24 protein-coding genes are annotated in these 21,114 nt (G+C 64.9%); 12 read left to right on the plus strand and 12 right to left on the minus strand.

Annotated features, from left to right (window positions below; translation table 11 throughout):
• Positions 1 to 7: 7 nt before the first annotated feature.
• The 8 genes from ACTDXD_RS10050 to ACTDXD_RS10085 all read right to left on the minus strand — a co-directional run bounded on the left by ACTDXD_RS10050 (position 8) and on the right by ACTDXD_RS10085 (position 8,660).
• Complete coding sequence (locus ACTDXD_RS10050) at positions 8 to 940, minus strand: SDR family NAD(P)-dependent oxidoreductase (RefSeq protein WP_440127601.1); 933 nt, start codon at positions 938 to 940, stop codon at positions 8 to 10.
• Between the two features lie 5 nt (positions 941 to 945).
• Entirely contained in the window at positions 946 to 1,758 is an 813-nt protein-coding gene (locus tag ACTDXD_RS10055) for an enoyl-CoA hydratase/isomerase family protein (protein ID WP_440127602.1), read from the minus strand.
• Complete coding sequence (locus tag ACTDXD_RS10060) at positions 1,752 to 2,792, minus strand: TIGR03617 family F420-dependent LLM class oxidoreductase (RefSeq protein ID WP_440126896.1); 1,041 nt, start codon at positions 2,790 to 2,792, stop codon at positions 1,752 to 1,754. Before ACTDXD_RS10060 ends, ACTDXD_RS10055 begins: the two co-directional genes overlap by 7 nt.
• Positions 2,789 to 3,406 (minus strand): TetR/AcrR family transcriptional regulator, encoded by a 618-nt coding sequence (locus ACTDXD_RS10065; RefSeq protein WP_440126897.1) that lies wholly within the window; start codon positions 3,404 to 3,406, stop codon positions 2,789 to 2,791. Before ACTDXD_RS10065 ends, ACTDXD_RS10060 begins: the two co-directional genes overlap by 4 nt.
• A 128-nt stretch (positions 3,407 to 3,534) precedes the next feature.
• A complete protein-coding gene (locus tag ACTDXD_RS10070; RefSeq protein WP_440126898.1) occupies positions 3,535 to 5,187 on the minus strand; it encodes a class I adenylate-forming enzyme family protein in 1,653 nt (550 codons plus the stop codon).
• Positions 5,188 to 5,201: 14 nt separating this feature from the next.
• Complete coding sequence (locus tag ACTDXD_RS10075) at positions 5,202 to 5,966, minus strand: SDR family NAD(P)-dependent oxidoreductase (RefSeq protein ID WP_169689387.1); 765 nt, start codon at positions 5,964 to 5,966, stop codon at positions 5,202 to 5,204.
• A gap of 34 nt (positions 5,967 to 6,000) precedes the next feature.
• Positions 6,001 to 7,134, minus strand: a complete 1,134-nt coding sequence (locus tag ACTDXD_RS10080; RefSeq protein ID WP_440126899.1) for a thiolase family protein — start codon at positions 7,132 to 7,134, stop codon at positions 6,001 to 6,003.
• A 179-nt stretch (positions 7,135 to 7,313) separates the two neighbouring features.
• Complete coding sequence (locus ACTDXD_RS10085) at positions 7,314 to 8,660, minus strand: MFS transporter (protein WP_440126900.1); 1,347 nt, start codon at positions 8,658 to 8,660, stop codon at positions 7,314 to 7,316.
• 307 nt (positions 8,661 to 8,967) lie between these two features.
• On the opposite strand from ACTDXD_RS10085, the gene ACTDXD_RS10090 reads away from it, so the two are divergent.
• The 3 genes from ACTDXD_RS10090 to ACTDXD_RS10100 are packed head-to-tail and all read left to right on the plus strand — an operon-like array spanning position 8,968 to position 12,599.
• The gene (locus tag ACTDXD_RS10090) at positions 8,968 to 10,212 is read left to right on the plus strand and encodes a CoA transferase (protein ID WP_440126901.1); all 1,245 of its coding nucleotides are present in this window, start codon (positions 8,968 to 8,970) and stop codon (positions 10,210 to 10,212) included.
• On the plus strand, positions 10,209 to 11,402 hold the full coding sequence (locus tag ACTDXD_RS10095) for an acyl-CoA dehydrogenase family protein (protein ID WP_440126902.1): 1,194 nt from the start codon (positions 10,209 to 10,211) through the stop codon (positions 11,400 to 11,402). Before ACTDXD_RS10090 ends, ACTDXD_RS10095 begins: the two co-directional genes overlap by 4 nt.
• A gap of 39 nt (positions 11,403 to 11,441) precedes the next feature.
• The gene (locus ACTDXD_RS10100) at positions 11,442 to 12,599 is read left to right on the plus strand and encodes an acyl-CoA dehydrogenase family protein (RefSeq protein ID WP_440126903.1); all 1,158 of its coding nucleotides are present in this window, start codon (positions 11,442 to 11,444) and stop codon (positions 12,597 to 12,599) included.
• A gap of 75 nt (positions 12,600 to 12,674) precedes the next feature.
• On the opposite strand, the gene ACTDXD_RS10105 is transcribed toward ACTDXD_RS10100, so the two are convergent.
• A complete protein-coding gene (locus ACTDXD_RS10105) occupies positions 12,675 to 13,301 on the minus strand; it encodes a LysE family translocator (protein WP_440126904.1) in 627 nt (208 codons plus the stop codon).
• Positions 13,302 to 13,417: 116 nt separating this feature from the next.
• Here ACTDXD_RS10105 and ACTDXD_RS10110 point away from each other — a divergent pair, with 116 nt between their 5' ends.
• The 8 genes from ACTDXD_RS10110 to ACTDXD_RS10145 all read left to right on the plus strand — a co-directional run bounded on the left by ACTDXD_RS10110 (position 13,418) and on the right by ACTDXD_RS10145 (position 17,948).
• Complete coding sequence (locus ACTDXD_RS10110) at positions 13,418 to 13,870, plus strand: Lrp/AsnC family transcriptional regulator (protein WP_440126905.1); 453 nt, start codon at positions 13,418 to 13,420, stop codon at positions 13,868 to 13,870.
• Between the two features lie 69 nt (positions 13,871 to 13,939).
• Positions 13,940 to 14,560 carry an AIM24 family protein gene (locus tag ACTDXD_RS10115; protein WP_440126906.1) on the plus strand — a complete coding sequence of 207 codons (621 nt, stop codon included), beginning with the start codon at positions 13,940 to 13,942 and terminating at the stop codon, positions 14,558 to 14,560.
• 10 nt (positions 14,561 to 14,570) lie between these two features.
• Positions 14,571 to 15,272 (plus strand): AIM24 family protein, encoded by a 702-nt coding sequence (locus ACTDXD_RS10120; RefSeq protein ID WP_440126907.1) that lies wholly within the window; start codon positions 14,571 to 14,573, stop codon positions 15,270 to 15,272.
• Positions 15,269 to 16,024, plus strand: coding sequence for an AIM24 family protein (locus ACTDXD_RS10125; protein WP_440126908.1), 756 nt, complete (start codon positions 15,269 to 15,271; stop codon positions 16,022 to 16,024). Before ACTDXD_RS10120 ends, ACTDXD_RS10125 begins: the two co-directional genes overlap by 4 nt.
• A gap of 137 nt (positions 16,025 to 16,161) precedes the next feature.
• Positions 16,162 to 16,359 carry a (2Fe-2S)-binding protein gene (locus ACTDXD_RS10130; RefSeq protein WP_440126909.1) on the plus strand — a complete coding sequence of 66 codons (198 nt, stop codon included), beginning with the start codon at positions 16,162 to 16,164 and terminating at the stop codon, positions 16,357 to 16,359.
• Positions 16,360 to 16,407: 48 nt separating this feature from the next.
• Entirely contained in the window at positions 16,408 to 16,884 is a 477-nt protein-coding gene (gene bfr, locus ACTDXD_RS10135) for a bacterioferritin (RefSeq protein ID WP_169689376.1), read from the plus strand.
• 142 nt (positions 16,885 to 17,026) lie between these two features.
• Positions 17,027 to 17,413, plus strand: a complete 387-nt coding sequence (locus tag ACTDXD_RS10140; protein ID WP_440126910.1) for a VOC family protein — start codon at positions 17,027 to 17,029, stop codon at positions 17,411 to 17,413.
• Between the two features lie 43 nt (positions 17,414 to 17,456).
• The gene (locus ACTDXD_RS10145; RefSeq protein ID WP_440126911.1) at positions 17,457 to 17,948 is read left to right on the plus strand and encodes a DUF1992 domain-containing protein; all 492 of its coding nucleotides are present in this window, start codon (positions 17,457 to 17,459) and stop codon (positions 17,946 to 17,948) included.
• A 39-nt stretch (positions 17,949 to 17,987) separates the two neighbouring features.
• On the opposite strand, the gene ACTDXD_RS10150 is transcribed toward ACTDXD_RS10145, so the two are convergent.
• Positions 17,988 to 18,728 carry a FadR/GntR family transcriptional regulator gene (locus tag ACTDXD_RS10150; RefSeq protein ID WP_440126912.1) on the minus strand — a complete coding sequence of 247 codons (741 nt, stop codon included), beginning with the start codon at positions 18,726 to 18,728 and terminating at the stop codon, positions 17,988 to 17,990.
• Between the two features lie 56 nt (positions 18,729 to 18,784).
• Between ACTDXD_RS10150 and ACTDXD_RS10155 the strand changes: the two genes are divergently transcribed.
• A complete protein-coding gene (locus ACTDXD_RS10155; RefSeq protein ID WP_440126913.1) occupies positions 18,785 to 19,516 on the plus strand; it encodes a gamma-glutamyl-gamma-aminobutyrate hydrolase family protein in 732 nt (243 codons plus the stop codon).
• A 56-nt stretch (positions 19,517 to 19,572) separates the two neighbouring features.
• Here ACTDXD_RS10155 and ACTDXD_RS10160 read toward each other — a convergent pair whose 3' ends face one another.
• Together ACTDXD_RS10160 and ACTDXD_RS10165 are read right to left on the minus strand one after the other, a co-directional pair.
• Positions 19,573 to 20,229, minus strand: coding sequence for a CoA transferase subunit B (locus ACTDXD_RS10160; RefSeq protein ID WP_440126914.1), 657 nt, complete (start codon positions 20,227 to 20,229; stop codon positions 19,573 to 19,575).
• A gap of 2 nt (positions 20,230 to 20,231) precedes the next feature.
• Complete coding sequence (locus ACTDXD_RS10165) at positions 20,232 to 20,993, minus strand: CoA transferase subunit A (protein WP_440127603.1); 762 nt, start codon at positions 20,991 to 20,993, stop codon at positions 20,232 to 20,234.
• Positions 20,994 to 21,114: the final 121 nt, after the last annotated feature.

Genomic DNA, 21,114 nt, shown 5'->3' on the forward strand with positions numbered 1-21,114 from the left:
ACGGGAATCAGGCGGTGCAGCGCACCGACAACTCCCACAGTGCCGCTGCGGCTGCGGGATCGGTGGCGTGGTCTTCGGCCCGCCCGATCCCGCAGTCCGCGAGGTAACTCCCGCCCGCAGCCTCCAAGTCCGGGGATGTTGCGGCCCAGACCGAGGTCGCGGCGCCGGCAGGGATCGACTTCAGGTTCGTCAACAGTTCCGGCTTGCCTGCACTCATCCGCTTCATCTCGGCCATGTCGTCACGGGACATGTGTCGCGCCAAGGACGTCGCACACACGCCGGGGTGCACGGCGAACGCGTGCACACCGCGTCCACCGAAACGCCGTTCGAGTTCGACGGTCATGAGCACATTCGCCGACTTCGACCGGGCGTAGGCGACGAACTTGTCGTAGTCGGTGCGTTCGAAATGCGGGTCGTCGAAATCCACGCCGGATGCTTGATGTGCATCGGACGACACCGTCACCACGCGCGACGAGACACCCGATCGGGCGGCGCCCGCCTCGAGACTCGGAACCAGCAACCTCGTGAGCAGAAAATGTCCGAGATGATTGGTGCCGAACTGCAATTCGAATCCGTCGCGTGTGCGCTGGAACGGCGTGTACATCACACCGGCGTTGTTGATGAGCAGATCGATCGCGTCGTGACCGGCACGAATCTCCTCGGCTGCAGACCGCACACTCGACAGGTCGGCCAGATCCAGGCGCACCGAATGAACCTGCGCACCCGGGACTGCGACGCGGATCTTTTCGGCAACCACACCGAGACCATCCTCATCGCGGGCGGTGAGCACAACTGTGGCCCCCACGGACGCCAGCGCTCGCGCCGTCTCCCCGCCGAGCCCGCTCGTCACGCCGGTGACCACAGCCGTACGACCGGTGAGGTCGACGCCCGGCAGAACGTCGTCGGTGGTGGTGCCGGAGCCGTACAGATTCGATTCCATCGGGTTCAATCCCACGGTAGTTCCTTCCAGTTCTTCGACACACTCGCAGTCCACAGCGGTAGTCGCCGCTCGAGGAACGCACGGACGCCCTCGGCGGCGTCCTCGCCGCCCATCACCCGGTGGTGCAATTCGGTTTCGTGATCCGCGACCTCTTCCGGTGTGAATCCGTTCATCGCGGTGTCCCACAACAGACGTTTGGACAGCGCAGCAGACATAGGTGCGACGTTCACGGCGATGTCGCGGGCGATCTCCAGTGCCGCGGGCAGCACCTCACCGGCGGGCAGCGAACGGCTCGCGATACCCAGCCGCGCTGCCTCCTGCCCGTCGAAGGTCCGGCCGGTGAGCAGGATGTCGGCGGCAGCGGCCAGGCCGGCAATCTGCTGAACAGTCCAGTGCGACATGGCATCCGGAATCACACCACGGCGCACCTGCGGGATCGCGTACTTGGCGTCGTCAGCGGCGATGCGGATGTCGGCCTGCATAGCGATGGTCAGCCCGATACCGATCGCATGACCGTTCATCGCCGCGATGACGGGGGTGCGCAGCCGGAACGCGGGCGGATCGACCGGCGACGCCGTGAAACCCGCCCCGGCCTCGGCGAACGTATCGGCGCCTGCCGTCAGGTCGGCTCCCGCGCAGAAGGCGGGCGGGGTGCCCGTGAGGACGATGACCCGCACGTCGTCGTCTGCGTCGAACTCCCGGTAGAGCGCACCGAGCCGCCGGCCCATATCGCCGGTGAAGGCGTTGCGGTGGCGCGGACGGTCGAGGGTGATGATCGCGATACCGTCGCGGACCTCGGACAACACCCCGGTCACGATCCGAAAGCCTTCAGCGCAGTGACATCGAACGCTTTCAGCGCAGTGACCAGATCGGCGATGTGCTCGTCGCGCACAGGGTAGCCGGGAAAGTAGCAGCACACGCGCTCGGCATGGTCGCCGAACCGGGCGACGATCTCCGCTGCACACTCCTCGGGGGTGCCGTGTACCGCGAGCGTGGCGAGTGCGGTGTCATCGATCAGGTCGGTCATCGCCGCAAACTGTCCTTGTTTGGAGAGCACGTTGAGCTCGGGCTGAAGATCCGCCCATCCTTCGACCTCCAATACCGGCCGGTAGGCGGGGGTGGACCCGTAGAAGGCAAGAAGAGTGCGCACTCCGCGCGAGGCCGCATCGAGTTCTTCCCGCGTACGGCCCATGCCGACGACGATCTGAGGGTGGATCGCCAGGTCGGCGCGGTCGCGTCCGGCACGGTCGAGCCCTTCTTCGACGGCCGGAAGAGTGCGTTCCCGGAAGTGCCGGGCGCTGTTGAATGGCATCACGAGAAGTCCGTCCGCCACCTCCGCTGCGGTTCGCGTCATGATCGGCCCGAGCGCGCCAAGATAGACCGGTGGCGGACCGTACGGGTTGGGGCCGGGGTCGAACGTGGGCGGCATCAGGGTGTGGGTAGTGAACTCGCCTTCGAACCGGAGCTTCGAATTACCTTCCCACGCATCGAAGATCGACTTGACTGCGAGGACGGTTTCACGCATGCGCGCGGCCGGACGCGACCACTGCGCGCCGTAGCGCTTCTCGATGTGGGGGCGGATCTGCGAACCGAGTCCGAGCCGGAATCGTCCTCGGCTGAGCACCTGCAGGTCGTAGGCGGTGTGCGCCAGGTGCATCGGGCTTCGTGGCATCGCGATCGCAACGTTGGTCATCAGGTCGGAATCGACGACCGGCGCCGCAGCAGCCAGGGGGAGGAACACATCGTGCGGGCCTTCGAAGGTGAACAGGCCACCGACACCGAGCGCGTCGAGTTCACGCGCACGTCGAGCGGCGTTCTCGGGCCGGCCGTCGAGCTGGACGTCGATCTTCATTGCTGCCCACCGTTCTTCACGTCGGAGATCTCACTTCCGTGCCGAGTCAGGACATACAGGGAGGCAGCCAGATCAGCGACGAACGCGTCGGCGTCGGCGTCGCCGTGGATCAGTCCGCGAACGGTGGTGGCGCCGGAGAGGATCTCGAAGAGCAACTCCGTCGGCGCCGGTCCTGGGATCTCACCGGCGTCGGCAGCTGCATCCAGTCGTTCGGCGAAGGCCTTGCGAATCGGATCCTGCAGCGCGAACAGTCGTGCACGGTCGACGTCGGTTGCGGCGTCGGAGAGGAGTCCCGGTACGCCGGCGCGCGCGGCGGGGCTCGCTGCCCTGGCGAGGAAGATCGTTGTCCACGTCACGAGATCGGCGTGCAGGTCGGCGGTCGGTTCGGGTAGGACATGCCTGCCGGGACCGTGCACGGCTTCCTCGAGGAGTGATTCGCGGGTGGGCCAGCGCCGGTAGATCGCGGGTGCGTTGACACCGGCACTCCGCGCGATGGCGCTGATCGTGGTCTGGCGGTAACCGACCTCGCCGAGCAACCGGCGTGCAGCGACGAGCACCGCGAGATCTTTGGCAGGGTCGCGCGGGCGTCCTGGGCGGGGCGGTTTCTCGGTCATTACGTTAGAAGTTAACACGTTATGTTTCCGACGGCTCGACCACTACGAAAACGCCCTGCCCGAACAGGCCCACCCACCGAAACGATGGGCGTATCCGTCCGAGCAGGGCGTCCCTACTTGCGAAGCACTTACACTTGTGCGCGCAGATCCGTCTTGAGGATCTTTCCGGCCGCGGAGGTCGGCAGCGCATCCAGGATCACGATGTCCCGGATCTTCTTGTACGGCAGTACACGTTCGGCCACGTACGCCATGAGTTCGTCCTCATCGACGTCGGCACCCGCGACAGGCACGACGAATGCCACGGGCTCCTGCCCTGTCGCACCCACGTCGCGACCGACCACCGCAGCGGTCGACACGGACGGATGCGTCACGAGGATCTCCTCGAGCTCACGCGGATACACGTTGTAGCCCTTGTAGATCAGCATGTCTTTCGCGCGGTCCGCGATGAACAGATAACCTTCGTCGTCGCGGTAGGCGATGTCGCCGGTCGCGAGCCAGCCGTCCACGTACTGCTCCGCCGTGATCTCGGGGTGACCGAGATACCCGTCGGTGACCTGCGGGCCACGAACCCACAGCTCGCCACGCTCGTTCGGACCGACCGTCGCCGTCGTGTCACCTTGCGGCCGGATCTCGATCTCGGTGTCGAAGACAGGAAGGCCGACGCTTCCGATCCGATATCGGAGACCCCGGACCAGTGGCATGGCGGTGACCACGCATGTGCCCTCGGTCAGCCCGTAACCCTCGGCAACGGTCGCGTTGGGGAACGCGTCAGCGAGTGCCTCGAGAGTGACATGGTCGATCGGAGCCGCACCCGACGACACCACCCGCACCGTCGACAGGTCGCGGGTCGCGACATCCGGGTGCGTGGCAAGCGCGTGCCACATCGCGGGGCTGCCCGTGATGTAGCTGGCGCGATGGATCTCGATCAGTTCGAGCATGCGGGCCGGGTCGAAGCGGCCCGCGAGCACCTGTGTGAGACCGCACGCCAGCAGGAACGACGTATTGATCAGCGCATGTGCGTGGAACAGAGGCGACACGACGATCGTCGACCCCTCGCCCGGAACGACGCCCGCGATGTCGAGGCCGTCGATCTTCTCGAGCGACACCAGACCATCCTTCACCACGGTCTGGTACCCGGCACGCCACCCGCACATCTGCGTCACGTTGCCGACGACGTTGCGGTGAAGAACCCGCACGCCCTTCGAAATGCCGGTGGTGCCACCGGTGTACGCGATGTGTGCGACATCGTCACCGCCGACCTGCGCGGGTGCGAACTCGGTGGAGTGACCGGCCAGCAACTCGTCGAACCGGACCGTCTCGACCGCACCGGTGTCGACAGGCTCGTCGGACACGACCGCGACGAGACGGATCGTGGTGCCTGCCGCAGCACCGAGCAGCGTGGGGAGCTGCTGCGGTTGGGACACGGCTGCGACGGCTCCGGTCTCCTCGATCTGACGCCGCAGACCCGGCTCGGGCTGAAGCGGATTCACAAGGGTCACGGCCGCACCGACACGCAACGCGCCGTAATACGCGATGTGGAACTCTGCGCAGTTGCCGAGATGCATGAGCACCACGTCATGTTCGGCGACACCGGCGGCGCTCAACGCACCTGCAAACTGCGCCGACTTCTCGTCGAGCTCGCGGTACGACAGAACCCGATCACCATCGACGACCGCAGCGCGGTCGCCGTACATGGCGGCGAGACTCGGCGCCCACACCGCCATCGAAACCTGTGGGTAAGACAACGACGTGTCTGCCCAACCGAATTGAACGGAAGTCATCTTCGATCCCCGGATCAGCGCGGTGCCATACGGATGGCACCGTCCAGGCGGATGGTCTCACCGTTGAGGTAGCCGTTCTCGAGGATCGATGCGGCGAGTCGACCGAACTCCTCCGGACGGCCCATACGCGACGGGTTCGGCACAGTGGCCTCGAGCGATGCACGGACATCGTCGCGCAGACGCGCGAGCAGCGGCGTGTCCATGATGCCCGGGGCGATCGTGTTGACTCGGATGTTCTTGCTCGCAAGATCGCGGGCAGCGACGATCGTCATGCCGACGATGCCCGCCTTGGATGCCGAGTAGTTGATCTGGCCGATCTGGCCTTCGTACGCTGCTGCAGACGCCGTCATCACGACCACTCCGCGCTCACCGTCGATCGGCTCGAGCTGCGCCATGCGCTCGGCGCCCAGGCGCAGCGCGTTGAACGATCCGATCAGGTTGAGGCGGATGACGAACTCGAAGTCCTCGAGCGAGCCGGCCTTGCCTTCCTTGTCGAGGATCCGCATCTTGCGGCCGGCACCGGCGCAGTGCACGACGCCGCGCAGTCCGCCGCGCTCGTGCGCGACGTCGAGTGCGGCAGCAAACTGCTCCGCATCGGTGACATCGGCACCCGCGAACGTCGCACCGTCACCGAGATCCTTGGCGACATCGGCGCCGTTCGACGACGGCAGATCGATGAGGGTGACGTTGCCGCCTGCGGCGAGCACGCGCTGGGCGGTGGCAAGTCCGAGCCCGGAGGCACCACCGGTGATTGCGACGGAAAGACCCTTGAGTTCCATTATTTTCGATCCTTGATGTGAGTTATGTGGGGTATCAGAGCAGTTCGAGGATGGTGGCGTTGGCCATACCGCCGGCCTCACACATCGACTGCAGTCCGTAGCGAATTCCGTTGTCACGCATGTGGTGCACGAGGCGGGTCATGAGGATCGCGCCGGAGCCACCGAGCGGGTGACCGACACCGATCGCGCCGCCGAGCGGGTTGAGCCGGTCGAGCTTCGCACCGGTCTCGGCGAGCCATGCGAGCGGCACGGGCGCGAAGGCCTCGTTGATCTCGAACGCGCCGATGTCGTCGATCGACAGACCCGAGCGCTTCAGCGCCTTCTCCGTGGCGGGAATCGGGCCGGTCAGCATGATGACCGGGTCGTCCGCCGCGACGACAGCAGTGTGGATGCGCGCGAGGGGAGCCCATCCCTGCGCGGCCGCGTACTCACTGGTGGTGACGAGCAGTGCGCCTGCGCCGTCGGAGATCTGCGACGAGTTACCCGCGTGGATGACGCCGTCTTCCTTGAACACGGTCTTGAGCTTGGCGAGCGACTCGAGGCTGCCGCCCCGGCGGATGCCCTCGTCAGTGGTGAGGCCGGCGAGCGGCGCGAGCTGCCGGTCGAATGCGCCTGCGTCGGTGGCCGCTGCCGAGAGTTCGTGCGAACGCAGAGCGAACTCGTCGAGCTGGGTGCGGGAGAAACCCCACTTCTCGGCGATCATCTCGGCACCGATGCCCTGGCTGAATCCGGAGACGCCGAACCGCTCGAGCACCTCGGCCGGGTAGTTCTCGTTGGGGACCTTCACGGCGCTGCCCATCGGAACCTGCGACATGGACTCGACACCACCGGCGATCACCACGTCGGCCTGCCCGGAGATCACCGATCCTGCCGCGAACGACACGGACTGCTGGCTCGAACCGCATGCACGGTTGATCGTGGTGGCAGGCACCGTCTCGGGCCATCCGGCGGCAAAGACCGCGCTCCGCGACACGATTCCGGCCTGCGCTCCGACCTGGCTCACACAACCCCACTGGACGTCGTCGACGGTGGCGGGGTCGAGACCGGTGCGCTCGGCGAGTGCGGTGAGCACGTGTGCCGACAGGTCGACGGGGTGAACTTCGGACAGTGCACCGTTACGGCGCCCGATGGGGGTACGGACGGCATCGACGATCACGGCATCGCGCATGGGGATCGGGTCCTTTGTGAAAGCGAACAATCGGTCTTGTGGGCAACCGGTGGAGCGAGCACCGGAGAAAAGCAGCCGGCCGGGTGGTGGCCCTCACTTCGAGGAGACCACGCACCCGGCCGGTGAGGATAAGTCTTTCGGCGGAAGCTTCCGTTAGGCGGAAGCTATGCCGACTTCGTTCAGGCCACGCCGCGGATGATCTTGCGGTCGCGTTCGGGGTTGGCGAACACCAGCACGAGCACCGCCGCGATCGCACCGAGGACACCGATGATCTGGAACGAGGTCGCGTAGCCCTCCGCCGCGGTTGCAGCGTTGTCGACGATGAGGCCGGTGCCGTAGGGAGCGACGAGGCCACCGATCGCCATGAGTGCGAGGAACACGCCCATCGTGCCTGCGGTCTGCTGCGGCGGGCACAGCTCGGAGATCGCTGCGTTGATCAGTGGGAAGGCGATGGCACCGAAGCCGTAGCCGATCGAAACGACCGCCACTGCGAGGGCCGGGGTGCCGATCGACGGAAGGAAGACGAGGACCGCACCGCAGATGAGGACGCCGACGGCGGGGACGATGATGCGGACCACGCGGGAGGTGTGGCCGCGGCCGCGCAACCGGTCGGTGACGGTGCCCGAGGAGATCATCAGGAAGAGTCCGACGATGGACGGCAGAGCAAACATCGAACCGGCCTGCAGAGCGCTGTAGCCGAGACCGAGTTCGAAGTACGACGGCAGCCAGGTCAGGACGACGGTGGTGAGCGCGTAGACGACGATGATCATGAAGGCGCAGCTCGCGAAGGTGCGGGTGAAGAAGATCTTGCGCCACGGCACGGACGGCTCGGTCGGAGCGGACGCCACAGCAGTATCGGCGCCCTTGACCGCCTTGGTGGTGTAAGGGCCTTCCTTGAAGCCGGGAACCCAGCACATGATCCACACCAGACCCAGCACCGACAGCGCGACGATGGCCATCCGCCAGCCGTATTCGACGGTGATGAAGGTCAGGACGGGTGCGAGTGCGATCTTCGCGACCGAGGCGGAGCCGGCGAGGAACGCGCCGGGAAGACCGCGCTTGGCGGGCGGGTGCCACGAGTACGCGGCGGTGTGCATGAGCGCCGAACTCGGACCTTCGCCCAGGCCGAGCAGCATGCGGCACACGACGAGCACCACGAAGCCGCCGGTCACGACGAGCGGAAGCATCACGACCGACCAGGTCAGGCCGAGTGCGAGCAGTGCCCACTTGAGAGTCAACTTCTTCTCGAGCGGTCCGGCGAGGAAGCCACCGATCGTGAAGGTCACGAAGAACAGGGAACCGACGAGGCCGATCTGCGACGAGGTCATCCCGAATTCACGGGCGAGCGGCTGGGCGATGATGCCGAGCACGGCCTTGTCGGCGTAGTTCACCACGTACAGGAAGATGACAAGACTGGTCATCCCCCACGCGCGGCCGGGAGTCACCTTGAACGGTGATCTGGATTCGGATGGCTCGAGGCCATCGTGGGTACTGGACGTACCGTTCACGATTTCACCTGTAGTCACGTGGGAGTCCCTTCAGACTCGGAGGATAACGACGCGGGCCGCACTCTGACTCGCACTCGGCGTGGACCGTCACGCCTGGCGTTGAATTCATTGAACGTGACCGAGCTCACCGAACACAAAGAGCCTTACGCGAACCAATCGATCACCAGAACCTATGACCCATCACAAGTGGTCGGGATATTGGTCTGCGCTAACCGAGCAATAGCCGATCCGGTGCTGGTCCGCCCCCGAAAGCTGTTGCATGCTGGCTAGGAACCGATTCGGGTCGCGTGTGCCCGGAACACGCGACGGACGAGGACAGGACGCCATGAATTCCACCGCTTCCACAGACGAGTTGCCCTCGTCCACCGCCCCCCTCGCGGGAGTCCGTGTGGTCGAAGTGTCGAGCTTCGTGGCGGCGCCCCTGTGCGGAATGACGCTCGCCGCTCTCGGTGCCGACGTGATCCGTGTCGACCCGATCGGCGGAGCCGCCGACTACAAGCGCTGGCCCCTCACTGCGGACGGCGAGTCGATCTACTGGGCGAACCTGAACAAGGGCAAACGCTCGTTTGCCGCTGACTTCCGAAACCCGCAGGCACACAAGCTGATCAGAGATCTGATCATCGACGCCGGCATTCTCGTCACCAATGCGGCCGGACGCGATTGGCTCGATTACGACGAGCTCGCCGCCATCCGCCCCGACCTGATCCACGTACAGGTCCTCGGGCGCGCCGACGGCACCGGCGCCGTCGACTACACCGTCAACGCCGCAGCCGGATTCCCCCAGGTCACCGGACCCGAGAACCTCGACGGGCCGGTCAATCACGTACTGCCCGCATGGGACGTCTCGTGCGGCCTCTACGCCGCACTGTCCGTCGCCTCGGCCGTGTACCGCCGTGAGATCACCGGCGCCGGAACCAAGATCGTTCTTCCCCTCGAAGACGTCGCGTTCGCCACGGTCGGCAACCTCGGCTACATCGCCGAGGCCCAGCTCGGCCTGACCAACCGCGGCCGGGTCGGCAACGCCGTCTACGGCACCTACGGGTGCGACTTCGCCACCAGCGACGGCGCCCGGTTCATGACCGTCGCACTGACCCCGCGGCATTTCCGCGACCTCACCGAACTGACCGGCACGACCGCCGCCGTCACCGCCGTCGAAGCTGCACTGGGCACCGACTTCCGCGACGAAGGCGAACGCTACAAGCACCGCGCGGTCCTCAACGGCCTGTTTGCACCGTGGTTCGCCGCGCGGACGGCCGGAGAGGTCGAAGCCGCACTCGACGGCACCTCGATCCTGCACGAGCGCTACCGCACCTTCGCCGAACTCGCCGCCGACCCGCTGATCACGAACAACCCGATGTTCCAGCAACTCGACCAGCCGCGCATCGGCACCTACTCCGCGGCCAGCACTCCCATGTCGTTCGACGGCGTGCATCCGGCCGTCCGTCCCGCCCCTGCCAACGGTGACGACACCGCCACCGTCCTCGTCGAGCACCTCGGGCTGACCGACGACGAAGTCGATGCCCTCGCCGCTGCAGGCGCCGTCCACACCAAGCAGAAGGACCTCGCATGACCCGCCTCGCCCAGACCCTCGGACTGACCGAATTCCAGTCGGAGATCCTCGACAACGTTCGACGGTTCGTCGACCGCGAGATCATCCCGAACGCGCAGGAGCTCGAGCATTCCGACACCTATCCGCAGGCGATCGTCGATCAGATGCGCGAGATGGGCCTGTTCGGCCTGATGATCCCCGAGGAGTACGGCGGACTCGGCGAGTCACTGCTGACCTATGCGCTGTGCGTCGAGGAACTCGCGCGCGGCTGGATGAGTGTCTCCGGCGTCATCAACACGCACTTCATCGTCGCGTACATGATCCGCCAGCACGGCACCGAAGCCCAGAAGCAGCACTTCCTGCCGCGCATGGCGACCGGCGAGGTGCGCGGTGCCTTCTCGATGTCCGAGCCCGAACTCGGCTCGGACGTCGCGGCGATCCGCACCAAGGCCAAGCGCGACGCCGACGGCAACTACGTCATCAACGGCCAGAAGATGTGGCTGACCAACGGCGGCAGCTCCACTCTCGTCGCCGCGCTCGTCAAGACCGACGAGGGCTCCGACAAAGCCCACAAGAATCTCACGGCGTTCCTCGTCGAGAAGCCCGCCGGGTTCGGCGAGGTGGCACCGGGTCTGACGATCCCCGGCAAGATCGACAAAATGGGTTACAAGGGCATCGACACCACCGAGCTCGTCTTCGACAACTACAAGGCCTCCGCCGACACGATCCTCGGTGGCGAGCCGGGGCGCGGCTTCTTCCAGATGATGGACGGCGTCGAGGTCGGTCGTGTGAACGTGTCCGCTCGCGCGTGTGGTGTCGCGATCCGCGCATTCGAGCTCGCGGCGCGCTATGCGCAGCAGCGCACCACGTTCGGTAAGCCGATCGCACAGCACCAGGCGATCGGATTCTCGCTCGCCGAGATGGCCACCAAGGTCGAGGCCGCGCACCTGATGATGGTCAACGCTGCGCGCCTGAAGGATTCGGGTGAGCGGAACGACGTCGCAGCAGGTATGGCGAAGTACCTGACGAGTGAGTACTGCTCCGAGGTGACGCAGGCGAGCTTCCGCATCCACGGTGGCTACGGCTATTCGAAGGAGTACGAGATCGAGAGGCTCATGCGTGAGGCTCCGTTCCTGCTCATCGGCGAGGGCACCAGCGAGATCCAGAAGACGATCATCAGCAAGGGCATCCTCCGCGAGTACGCGCTGTAATCCAGCTGCCCTGTCACACATAACCCGGAAGGAAAATCCGTGCAGCGTACGGTGTTCAACGAGGATCACGAAGCATTCCGCGATACGGTTCGCACGTTCATCGCGAAGGAAGTCGTCCCGGTCTACGAACAGTGGGAAGAAGACGGACACCCCCCGCGTGACTTCTACCGCCGCATGGGCGAACTCGGCTTCCTCGGCATCCAGGTACCCGAGGAGTACGGCGGAGGCGGCGAGAAGTCGCTGAAGTTCAATGTGATCCTCGCGGAAGAGGCGTCGGCGGCGGGGGCGTCGTTCGGTTCGTCGTCGGTGCACTCGAACTTGATCCTGCCGTACATCATGCAGAATGCGACCGACGAGCAGAAGCAACGCTGGCTTCCCGGATTCGCTTCGGGCGAGCTGATGTTCGCGATCGCGATGACCGAGCCGGGTACCGGCTCCGACCTCGCGAACATTGCAACCAGCGCAAAGCTTTCGGAAGACGGCAGCCATTACGTCCTCAACGGATCGAAGACGTTCATCACCGGCGGCGCACTCGCCGACCGCGTGCTCGTCGTCGCCCGTACGACCCCGTACAACCCGGAAGACCGTCGCGGCGGCCTCTCGATCCTGGTGGTGGATGCCTCGAGCGAGGGCTACTCTGTCGGCCGCAAGCTGAAGAAGATCGGCCTCAAGACGTCCGATACCGCAGAGTTGTCGTTCGACGATGTCAAGGTTCCGGTCACGGATCTGCTCGGTGAAGAAGGTAAGGCCTTCTCGTACCTCACCCAGAACCTCGCGCAGGAGCGCCTGACAATTGCGTTCGGCGCGGCAGCCACCGCGTCGGCCGCGATCGCGCACGCAATCGCCTACACCAAGGACCGTAAGGTTTTCGGTAAGCCGGTGGCGTCGTTCCAGAATTCGAAGTTCGTGCTCGCGGAGTGCTCTGCGGAGCTCCAGGCATTGCAGATCATGGTCGACAACGCCATCGAGCTCAACGATCGTGACGAACTCACCGTCCCGGATGCCGCTCGCGCGAAGCTCTTCGCGACAGAGACCGCCGGTCGGATCATCGACAAGTGCCTGCAGCTGCACGGCGGATACGGCTACATCACCGAGTACCCGATCGCGCGCCTGTACGCCGACACTCGCGTCACCCGCATCTACGGCGGCACGAGTGAGGTCATGAAGACGATCATCGCGAAGGATCTCGGCCTCTGACCTGATCGGGCCGCGAGCCGGCCACACAGAAATCGCGGATCATGTTCCCTCACAGGGGAGATGGTCCGCGATTTCTTACCGGTGCTGGAGGAATGCCTGGTCGAGCACCAGCACCGCTCCGAGCACGATCATCACAACGCCCGACACTCGGCTCACGACACTCGCCAGCGACGGGCGGGCGCGCAGTACCCGTCTCGCTCCGGCACCGACACCGAGATACACCACAGCGCATGTGATCACATGCACCACACCGAGCATCGCGATCTGCGCGGCGAGCGGCCACGGGCCTGCCGGATCGGTGAACTGGGGGAGCAGCGCCAGGAGCAACAAGAACACCTTCGGGTTGAGTCCGCTGACACCCACGCCCTTGACCGTCTGCCGCGCCCACGAGTCCGCGCTGCCGGGTCCGCCTTCCGCCGGGGCCGACGGACTCGTGAACATTCCCACCCCGAGCCAGATCAGGTATGCGGCACCGATGGTCGAGAGCACCGTGAGCAGGACCGGCGATTGCGCGAGCACCGCTGCAACGCCTGCCGCGACGATCGCGGTCATCGCGAGGTGCCCGAGCAGCATGCCGCTGACCGCGGGCACCACACTCCGGTACCGCAGTCCCGCGGTGATGGCATAGGCCCAGTCCGCGCCCGGCGTCAACACGAACAGTATGGACACCACCCAGAACCCAGCGACGACACCGGCAGCCATGATCATTTCCTTTGCGTTCGACGCGAGAATTCCCACCGCAAAGACTAGGAAGTTCGAGCCAGAAGCTGTTTGCAAATACAGCCTCGAAACGCGCCTTACGGGGGAGAATCTTCTCCATGGATGCAATCGACCGGAAGATTCTTGCCGAGCTGCAGAAAGATGGCCGCCTCACCATCACCGAGCTCGCCGACCGCGTGCGGTTGAGCATCTCGCCCTGCCACCGGCGCCTGCGCGCGTTGGAACGCGACGGAGCGATCAGCGGCTACCACGCACAGCTCGACGCGAATGCCCTCGGCCTCACCTTCGAATCCCTCGTGTTCGTCACGATGCACACCGTGGAACGCGGCACCCTCGACGCATTCGAGACGGCCGTAGCCACGATCCCCAACGTGATTCAGGCGCAACGCTTGTTCGGCGACCCGGACTATCTCCTGCGAGTCCTCACCCGCGACCTGTCGGCCTACCAGGCGCTCTACGACGAACAGCTCTCCGCGTTGCCCGGCGTCCAACGCCTCAGTTCGACGCTCGTCATGAAACGTGTCGTGGAGAATCGCCCCCTGCCGCTGTGAGCCGGCTCGCCACCGACCGGTGGAGGACCCGATACGACACGGACATCGCCAGCCGATACTCTTCGCGCCATGCGACTGCTCGAGAAATCGAAACGAGTGATCGAAGCCCAACTGAACAACTCCACGATCCGCGCTCTGTCGGGCTCGATGGTGGCGTACGAAGGGCAGATCACCTTCAAATCCGCGGGGTTCGGCGGCGGCGACGGCGTGCTCGCGGGTCTGCGCCAGCGCGCGGCCGGCGAAGGCCTGTCGCTCATGGAGTGCACGGGCACCGGCGTGGTGTACCTCGCGCACCAAGCGCAGAACACCACGGTGCTCGAGCTGAACAACGAGACGTTGCAGGTCGAGTCCGAACAGCTGCTTGCACTGAACGGGAACCTCAGCACCAACGTCACGTTCGCCGGGGTGCGCGGTGGAATGAGCGGGCAGGGCCTGTTCACGACCACGGTGTCGGGATCCGGTCAGGTGGCACTGCTCTCGTCGGGTGGCCCGCTCATCCATCTCGAGGTGTCGCCGCAATACCCGCTCGTCGTCGACCCCGATGCATTCGTGTGCGCGAAAGGAATGCTGACGCAATCCTTCGTGACCGATGTGTCGTGGCGGTCGGCGATCGGCCAGGGCAGCGGCGAAGCCTTCTCCCTCAGGTGGGACGGCAACGGCGTCGTGTCCATTCAGCCGGCGGAACGGTAGGGGACAGACCATGGCGTTCACGAAGATCAACAGCAAGGTCGTGCGGGTCGACCTCATGCAGTCGGGTCCCATCATCGCGCGGCGCGGCGCGATGCTCTTCTATACCGGCGACGTGCAGTTCGCTCCGCACGGCGCTCCGGGCGGGGTCGGCGGAGGCCCCGGACTCGGCGGCCTTGCCGGGATGGCCGGCCGGATGATGCAGGGCGAGCACGAGGCGACGATGATCGCCCAGGGCAAGGGCACCGTGCACTACGGCTTCAAGGGCCTCGAGACGCACATCGTCGACATGGCGGCCGGAGGGGAACTCCGAGTGGAGGCATCGCGGTTGCTCGCTCATACCGCCGGTCTGCAGAGCACAGTGGTCTCGGCGAACGCATCCCCGTCCGGAGGAGGTGGCGGAGGGCTGATGGGAGCGTTGCGTGGCGCCGCGACCGGCGTCGTCACCGGCCAGGGCATGTTCACCACCCAGTTGTCCGGTTACGGTGCGGCAGTGCTGCTCGCCCACGGTGGGGTCCTCGAGTTGCAGGTGGGTGGGCCGGCGCCTGTGGTCGTCGACCCGCAGGCATTCGTCGCCTCCTACGGTCCGGTGCGCACCGAATTGAAATCCTCGACGAGCTGGCGCAACGTCGGCCGGACCGGGGGCGAGTCGATGCAACTCGAATGCACCGGCCAGGGCATCGTCTACGTGCAGGCATCGGAGGAGAAGTTGTGAGCACCATTCTGAATCCGTCGCACCTGGTGGGCAGCGACAACGTTCCCGGTAACAATTACGCGTTCAGCATCGACCTGCAGTCACCCTGGTTCCTGTCGAAGGGGGCGATGATCGCGTACTACGGGCAAGTGCAGTTCAACGCGCTCACGCACGATCTGAGCGGGCAGATCCTGCAGATGGTGGCGCGGCAGTTCTCGGCGCCGATGTATCTCGGCGACTACGTCGTGGCGAACGGCCACGGGAAGCTGATCCTCGGCGACCGCGGATACGACATCAATTCGTACGATCTCGACAACGGCAACCTCACGATCCGGCAGGCAAACCTGCTCGCATTCGAGCCGGGGTTGTCGTTGAACCAGTCGATCGTGCCCGGGTTCCTCACTCTGATCGGCACTGGCAAGTTCCTGGCGTCGTCGAACGGGCCGGTGATGTTCGCCGAGCCGCCGCTACGCGTGGATCCGGAGGCGCTGGTCGGCTGGGCCGACTGCCCCTCGCCCAGCCACCACTACGACGAATCGTGGATCACGAGTCACCTGGCGGCCGGTGCACGGCGATTCGGGGTGCAGTCGGGGGAGGAGCGTCAGTTCGATTTCACCGGCGCGGGCACGGTGCTGATCCAGTCGAGCGAGAAGGTCATCCACGATTCGTCGATCGTGCGCACCATCGAGGGGCACCTTCCCGGATTGTCGTCGAGTGGATTGCAACGAATCAACCAGGTGGTGTCACAGCAGATGCAGCAGCAACAGGGGTAACACGCCCTGGGTCGATCCTGGGTCTATCACGGATCAGCCGTTCCAGTTTTGTGACTACGATCACACACTAGGGTAGCCTAACTAGATGTAAGGTTTGGGCAACCTAAGTAAGCATCCGGTTACAGGAATGGTGGCTCATGATCGTCTGCAGTTGCCACGCACTCACGCATCATCACATCGAAGCCGAGGTCGCAGCCGGTGCGCGCTGCACCCGCGAGGTGAGTGCAGCCTGCCGAGCAGGCACCGATTGCGGCAACTGCGTCCGCAACATCTCGGCGATCATCCGGCACGCCCGCGCTCAGAGTGAGACCATCGAACTCGAGACCGCCGTGTAGCCAGCCCCTACCCGGCGGTGAAACCCGATGGTTCACCCGGGAGGTGCCATGAAGGGCGACAAGAAGGTAATCGAACTACTCAACGAGCAGCTCACTGCCGAGCTCACAGCGATCAACCAGTATTTTCTTCACTCGAAGATGCAGGAAGATCGCGGATGGACGAAACTCGCCTCGCACACGCGCGCCGAATCGTTCGACGAGATGCGGCACGCCGAAAAGCTCACCGACCGGATCCTGTATCTCGACGGACTCCCCAACTATCAGCGGCTCGGGTCGCTGCGACTGGGCCAGACCGTGAAAGAGATGCTCGAATCGGATCTGGTCGTCGAGGTCGAGGCACGTGATCGGCTCCGCAAGGGATCCGAGTACATGCGTTCGGTCAGCGACATCACGTCGGCGAACATCTTCGAGGCGATCCTCGCCGACGAAGAAGAACACATCGACTATCTGGAAACCCAGCTCGACCTGCTGGAGCAGCTCGGTGAGCCGCTCTATCTGGCCAAGCACGTGACGCCGGAGGAATGACGGCGTAGCGCACGAACAACACGTGAGGGCGATCCCGACGGGGTCGCCCTCACGTGTGTCTGCGATGAGTTTCGTCCGATCCGACGGTCGGTACCTGGTGGATGGCACGGCACCCGCCTTGCCCTGTCCGTAAGGAGACCCGATGACCGCACCCTCTCTCGGCAGCATGCTCCTGTCGAGCACCGACCCCGAGCGCCTGCGCGACTGGTACGTGACCGCATTCTCGGTGAAGGCCGAGCGCACACCAGGCGAACCCGCATACGACGTCCTGGATTTCGACGGCTTCTACGTCATGCTCGACCGTCGCGCCGATATCGGCGCACTCAATCCCGAGCCCGGACGTCTGATCATCAACCTCGAGGTCACCGGTGCGCGCGACATCGTTGCTCGACTCGACGAACTCGGCACGAAGTGGCATTCGCCGCTCGAGGATCGCGACGGTAGCCTGTTCGCGACCGCGATCGATCCCGACGGCAACTACGTACAACTCGTCGAACTCAGCAACGAAGCAAAGGCAGCGATGAGCTGAGGTTGCCTCGCGTCGGACTGTTGGGGATGGCACCCTGGAATACATGACCGAACGCAAGCGTCCGGACGTGAGTTTCGAGACGTGGATCGAACGACAGATCCGCGTCGCGCAGGAACGCGGCGACTTCGACAACCTTCCCGGCGCCGGCAAACCCATCCCGGACCACGGCAGCGACGAAATGTGGTGGCTCAAGTCCTATCTCGAGCGTGAAGGTCTATCGGGAGAAGCACTGTTGCCGCCGGAGCTGCAGTTGCGCAAGGAGATCGAGCGACTACCCGAATCGGTGCGGACGATACCGACGGAAAAGGACGTGCGACAGGTCGTCGCCGATCTGAACCGCCGTGTCGCCGCGTGCCTGCTCTCCCCGGAACGCCTCCCCGTTCCACTGCACAAGGTCGACGTCGACGAGGTCCTCGACGCCTGGAGGGCCGAGAGGAAGCGACGCCGCGCACAAGCCGAGGAAGCCTTGGCGGCGACACCGGCGATCAAGCCCGATAGCCCACGGCGTCGGTTCCGATGGCGCCGGATCCGATAGCTGTCCGCCGGTCGGGCCGCGTCGTGGAGCGCCCGCACATCAGTCTGCGCCTTCCCCCGGCATGAGATAGCCCAACCCCGTCAGAAGGTCCAGGGTTGCACGCGCGTGCCGTGAGAATGCCGCTCGTGCCCCGTCGGCGTCACCGGCGAGGATGCTGGCGAGCAATGGGTCGTGGGCACGTTCGACGAATTCGACTCGCGCTCGGAATCGATTCAAGCCCAAGAGCGTCCGCGTCAGATCCGCCTGGATTCGGCCTTCCTCGTCGAGGATCCTGCGCGAGCCGGACACCTCGGCGATGAACAGATACACGCGGCTGTCGCAAAAGCGGAACTCTGGAGTGCCCACTCGTTCGTTCTGGGTTGCCGCCACCAGTTCGGTCAGTTCTCGCATCTGCGTCTGCGTGATCTGTGTCGCCGCACGGGCACATGCTTCGCCCGTTATCGCCTCCCGCCACACGGTGAAGTCGGTGAACTCCTCGAGCGTGGGGAAGCCGTCCCGGTTCCCGATGATTCGTTCGACGACATCTTCGGCGACGAATGTGCCTGCGTACCGGCCCCTGCGGGTCGTCAGGAGCCCGTGATCCCGCAGCACCTTCAGTCCGCTTCGTACGGTCATGGGGGCGACGCGAAACAGTGTCGCCAGTTCGGTTTCGGGGGGGAGGCGGTCGCCGGCTCGCAGAATCCCCGATCCCATCAAGTCGCCCAGTTGCCTCACCACGGCTTCGCTCGCTCCACTGGCCGTCACCGGCGTACACAGACGATCCCACTCCCGAGTTGTCACTCATGAACTCTATCATCTAGCGTTCATACTTCACTAATCGTGATCGGAGTGCATCCATGACCATTCTTGTAGCAGTACCCAGACGTTCGACCGTTCGATCCAGTACTGACGCTCGGGTCGCCCTCGCCGAATTCCTCTTCGACGAGGTGCTGACAGTGATGCGGGAAGTGGGCCTGGAACCGGTGGTCCTGGATCGATGCCCTGACGAATCGACGGGCTTCGCGGCAGTGGTCCTGCCAGGAGGAGGGGACATCGATCCCGACCGATACGGCGGCAGGCACGTGCCACATCTCTACGATGTGAACCCTGAACAGGACGAGTTGGACTTCGCCTTCGCGTCGTACGCAGTGATGTCGGGGCTCCCAGTACTCGGCATCTGTCGAGGGTTCCAGATCCTCAACGTCCTCCACGGAGGGACTCTGGTCGAACATCTCGAACCGACAGGCGTCGAGCACTACGACTCGGCCGCCCTCGCCACGTCGGTGATCACGGCACGACTTTCCTGGCACAACGTGCGGGTCGCGGAAGGCACCCGACTCTTCCAGGAGTTCGGCCACGGTGATCCCGTCGTCGCATCCGGCCACCACCAAGGAATCGCGACACTCGGTTCCGGACTGATCGCCAGCGCTCACGCCCCGGATGGACTCATCGAGGCCTTCGAAGACCCCTCGGGCCGCGTGCTGGGGGTGCAGTGGCATCCGGAACTCACGGCCGAAGGACCAACGCGACCAGCACCGTTCCTTGCGCTCGCACGAGCGGTCGAGAGCACGGCCGACCGGGTCGGATAGGAGACAGCGGTGCCCGGGACCTTGTGGCCCCGGGCACCGCTGCATAGTCCCGGCCATCAAGCCAGGGGCGCTCCTGTTGCTGCACGGACCTGCTCGTCGGTCACGCCCGGCGCGCACTCGACGAGCTTCAGACCGTCGTCGGTGACGTCCACGACGGCGAGATTCGTGACGATGCGCTGCACCACACCCTCACCCGTGAGCGGAAGCGAGCACTTCTCGACGAGCTTCGGATTACCTTGCTTGTCGGTGTGCTCCATCAGCACGATGACCTTGCGAGCGCCGTGGACCAGATCCATCGCACCGCCCATGCCCTTGACCATCTTCCCCGGCACCATCCAGTTCGCCAGATCACCGGTGGCCGAGACCTCCATCCCACCGAGCACGGCAGTGTCGATGTGACCGCCACGGATCATGCCGAAGCTCAACGACGAATCGAAGAACGCGGCACCGGGATTGACAGTCACGGTCTCCTTGCCCGCATTGATCAGATCCGGGTCGATCTCGTCCTCGGTCGGATACCGCCCGGTACCCAGGATCCCGTTCTCCGAATGCAGAGTCACCCGCACACCCTCGGGCAGATAATTCGGAATCAACGTCGGCAGGCCGATGCCGAGGTTGACGTACTCACCCGGCGACAGTTCCTGCGCCGCACGCGCAGCCATCTCGGTACGCGACCAGCCCACGGCCTCGGTGGTCTCCACGCTGGTGCTCATGCTCACGCTCCCTTCGCAGCGCTGACGGTGCGCTTCTCGATCTGCTTGTCCTGCACACCCGTATGAACGATCCGGTCGACGAACACCCCCGGCAGATGCACCTGACCCGGATCGATCTCACCCGCCTCCACGAGCTCCTCGACCTGCACGATGCACACCTTGCCCGCCATCGCCGCCAGCGGATTGAAGTTCATCGCAGCCCTGTTGAACACGAGATTGCCCTCGGTATCACCGCGCAGGGCGTGCACGAGCGAATAATCGGCGTTGATCGACTCCTCGAGCACGTACCGCTTCCCGCGGAACTCCCGGATCTCCTTCGCGGGCGACGCGATCTCGACCGACCCATCGGCGGCATACCGCCACGGCAGACCCCCCTCGGAGATCGGCGTGCCGACACCGGCCGGGGTGAAGAACGCCGGAATCCCGGCACCACCGGCACGGAGCTTCTCGGCCAGGGTGCCCTGCGGTGTCAGCTCGACCTCGAGCTCACCCGAGAGATACTGACGTGCGAACTCCTTGTTCTCACCGACGTACGACGCGGTGATACGACGGATCCGCTTCTCACCGAGCAGGATCCCCAAACCGTGCCCGTCGACACCGCAGTTGTTGGAGAACACCTCGAAGTCGGTGGCATCGCCCGCAGCGATCGCCTTGATCAACTCGTCGGGGATGCCGCACAGACCGAAGCCGCCGACTGCGAGCAGGGCACCCGAAGGGATGTCCGCTACGGCCGCCTCGGGTGTCTCGAATACCTTGGATGCCAAGTCCAATACCCCTCCGCCACGTGGGCCGCATCTCGGAAGCGCCGATGCGTCCGCTGGATGAACACGTCTGAATACTTCAGTACTAATTAATAGGGTGTGTGCTCACATTTCAAGGGCGAGG

Origin of the sequence: Rhodococcus sp. SJ-3, assembly GCF_051918125.1 — a bacterium.
GTDB lineage: Bacteria > Actinomycetota > Actinomycetes > Mycobacteriales > Mycobacteriaceae > Rhodococcus.

Bases quoted from the DNA above. Each gene is read 5' to 3' on its own strand.
- ACTDXD_RS10050 (WP_440127601.1), bottom strand. From the start codon at position 940: ATGGAATCGAATCTGTACGGCTCCGGCACCACCACCGACGACGTTCTG.
- ACTDXD_RS10060 (WP_440126896.1), bottom strand. From the start codon at position 2,792: ATGAAGATCGACGTCCAGCTCGACGGCCGGCCCGAGAACGCCGCTCGA.
- ACTDXD_RS10065 (WP_440126897.1), bottom strand. From the start codon at position 3,406: ATGACCGAGAAACCGCCCCGCCCAGGACGCCCGCGCGACCCTGCCAAA.
- ACTDXD_RS10070 (WP_440126898.1), bottom strand. From the start codon at position 5,187: ATGACTTCCGTTCAATTCGGTTGGGCAGACACGTCGTTGTCTTACCCA.
- ACTDXD_RS10075 (WP_169689387.1), bottom strand. From the start codon at position 5,966: ATGGAACTCAAGGGTCTTTCCGTCGCAATCACCGGTGGTGCCTCCGGG.
- ACTDXD_RS10080 (WP_440126899.1), bottom strand. From the start codon at position 7,134: ATGCGCGATGCCGTGATCGTCGATGCCGTCCGTACCCCCATCGGGCGC.
- ACTDXD_RS10090 (WP_440126901.1), top strand. From the start codon at position 8,968: ATGAATTCCACCGCTTCCACAGACGAGTTGCCCTCGTCCACCGCCCCC.
- ACTDXD_RS10095 (WP_440126902.1), top strand. From the start codon at position 10,209: ATGACCCGCCTCGCCCAGACCCTCGGACTGACCGAATTCCAGTCGGAG.
- ACTDXD_RS10105 (WP_440126904.1), bottom strand. From the start codon at position 13,301: ATGGCTGCCGGTGTCGTCGCTGGGTTCTGGGTGGTGTCCATACTGTTC.
- ACTDXD_RS10110 (WP_440126905.1), top strand. From the start codon at position 13,418: ATGGATGCAATCGACCGGAAGATTCTTGCCGAGCTGCAGAAAGATGGC.
- ACTDXD_RS10115 (WP_440126906.1), top strand. From the start codon at position 13,940: ATGCGACTGCTCGAGAAATCGAAACGAGTGATCGAAGCCCAACTGAAC.
- ACTDXD_RS10120 (WP_440126907.1), top strand. From the start codon at position 14,571: ATGGCGTTCACGAAGATCAACAGCAAGGTCGTGCGGGTCGACCTCATG.
- ACTDXD_RS10130 (WP_440126909.1), top strand. From the start codon at position 16,162: ATGATCGTCTGCAGTTGCCACGCACTCACGCATCATCACATCGAAGCC.
- bfr (WP_169689376.1), top strand. From the start codon at position 16,408: ATGAAGGGCGACAAGAAGGTAATCGAACTACTCAACGAGCAGCTCACT.
- ACTDXD_RS10140 (WP_440126910.1), top strand. From the start codon at position 17,027: ATGACCGCACCCTCTCTCGGCAGCATGCTCCTGTCGAGCACCGACCCC.
- ACTDXD_RS10145 (WP_440126911.1), top strand. From the start codon at position 17,457: ATGACCGAACGCAAGCGTCCGGACGTGAGTTTCGAGACGTGGATCGAA.
- ACTDXD_RS10155 (WP_440126913.1), top strand. From the start codon at position 18,785: ATGACCATTCTTGTAGCAGTACCCAGACGTTCGACCGTTCGATCCAGT.
- ACTDXD_RS10160 (WP_440126914.1), bottom strand. From the start codon at position 20,229: ATGAGCACCAGCGTGGAGACCACCGAGGCCGTGGGCTGGTCGCGTACC.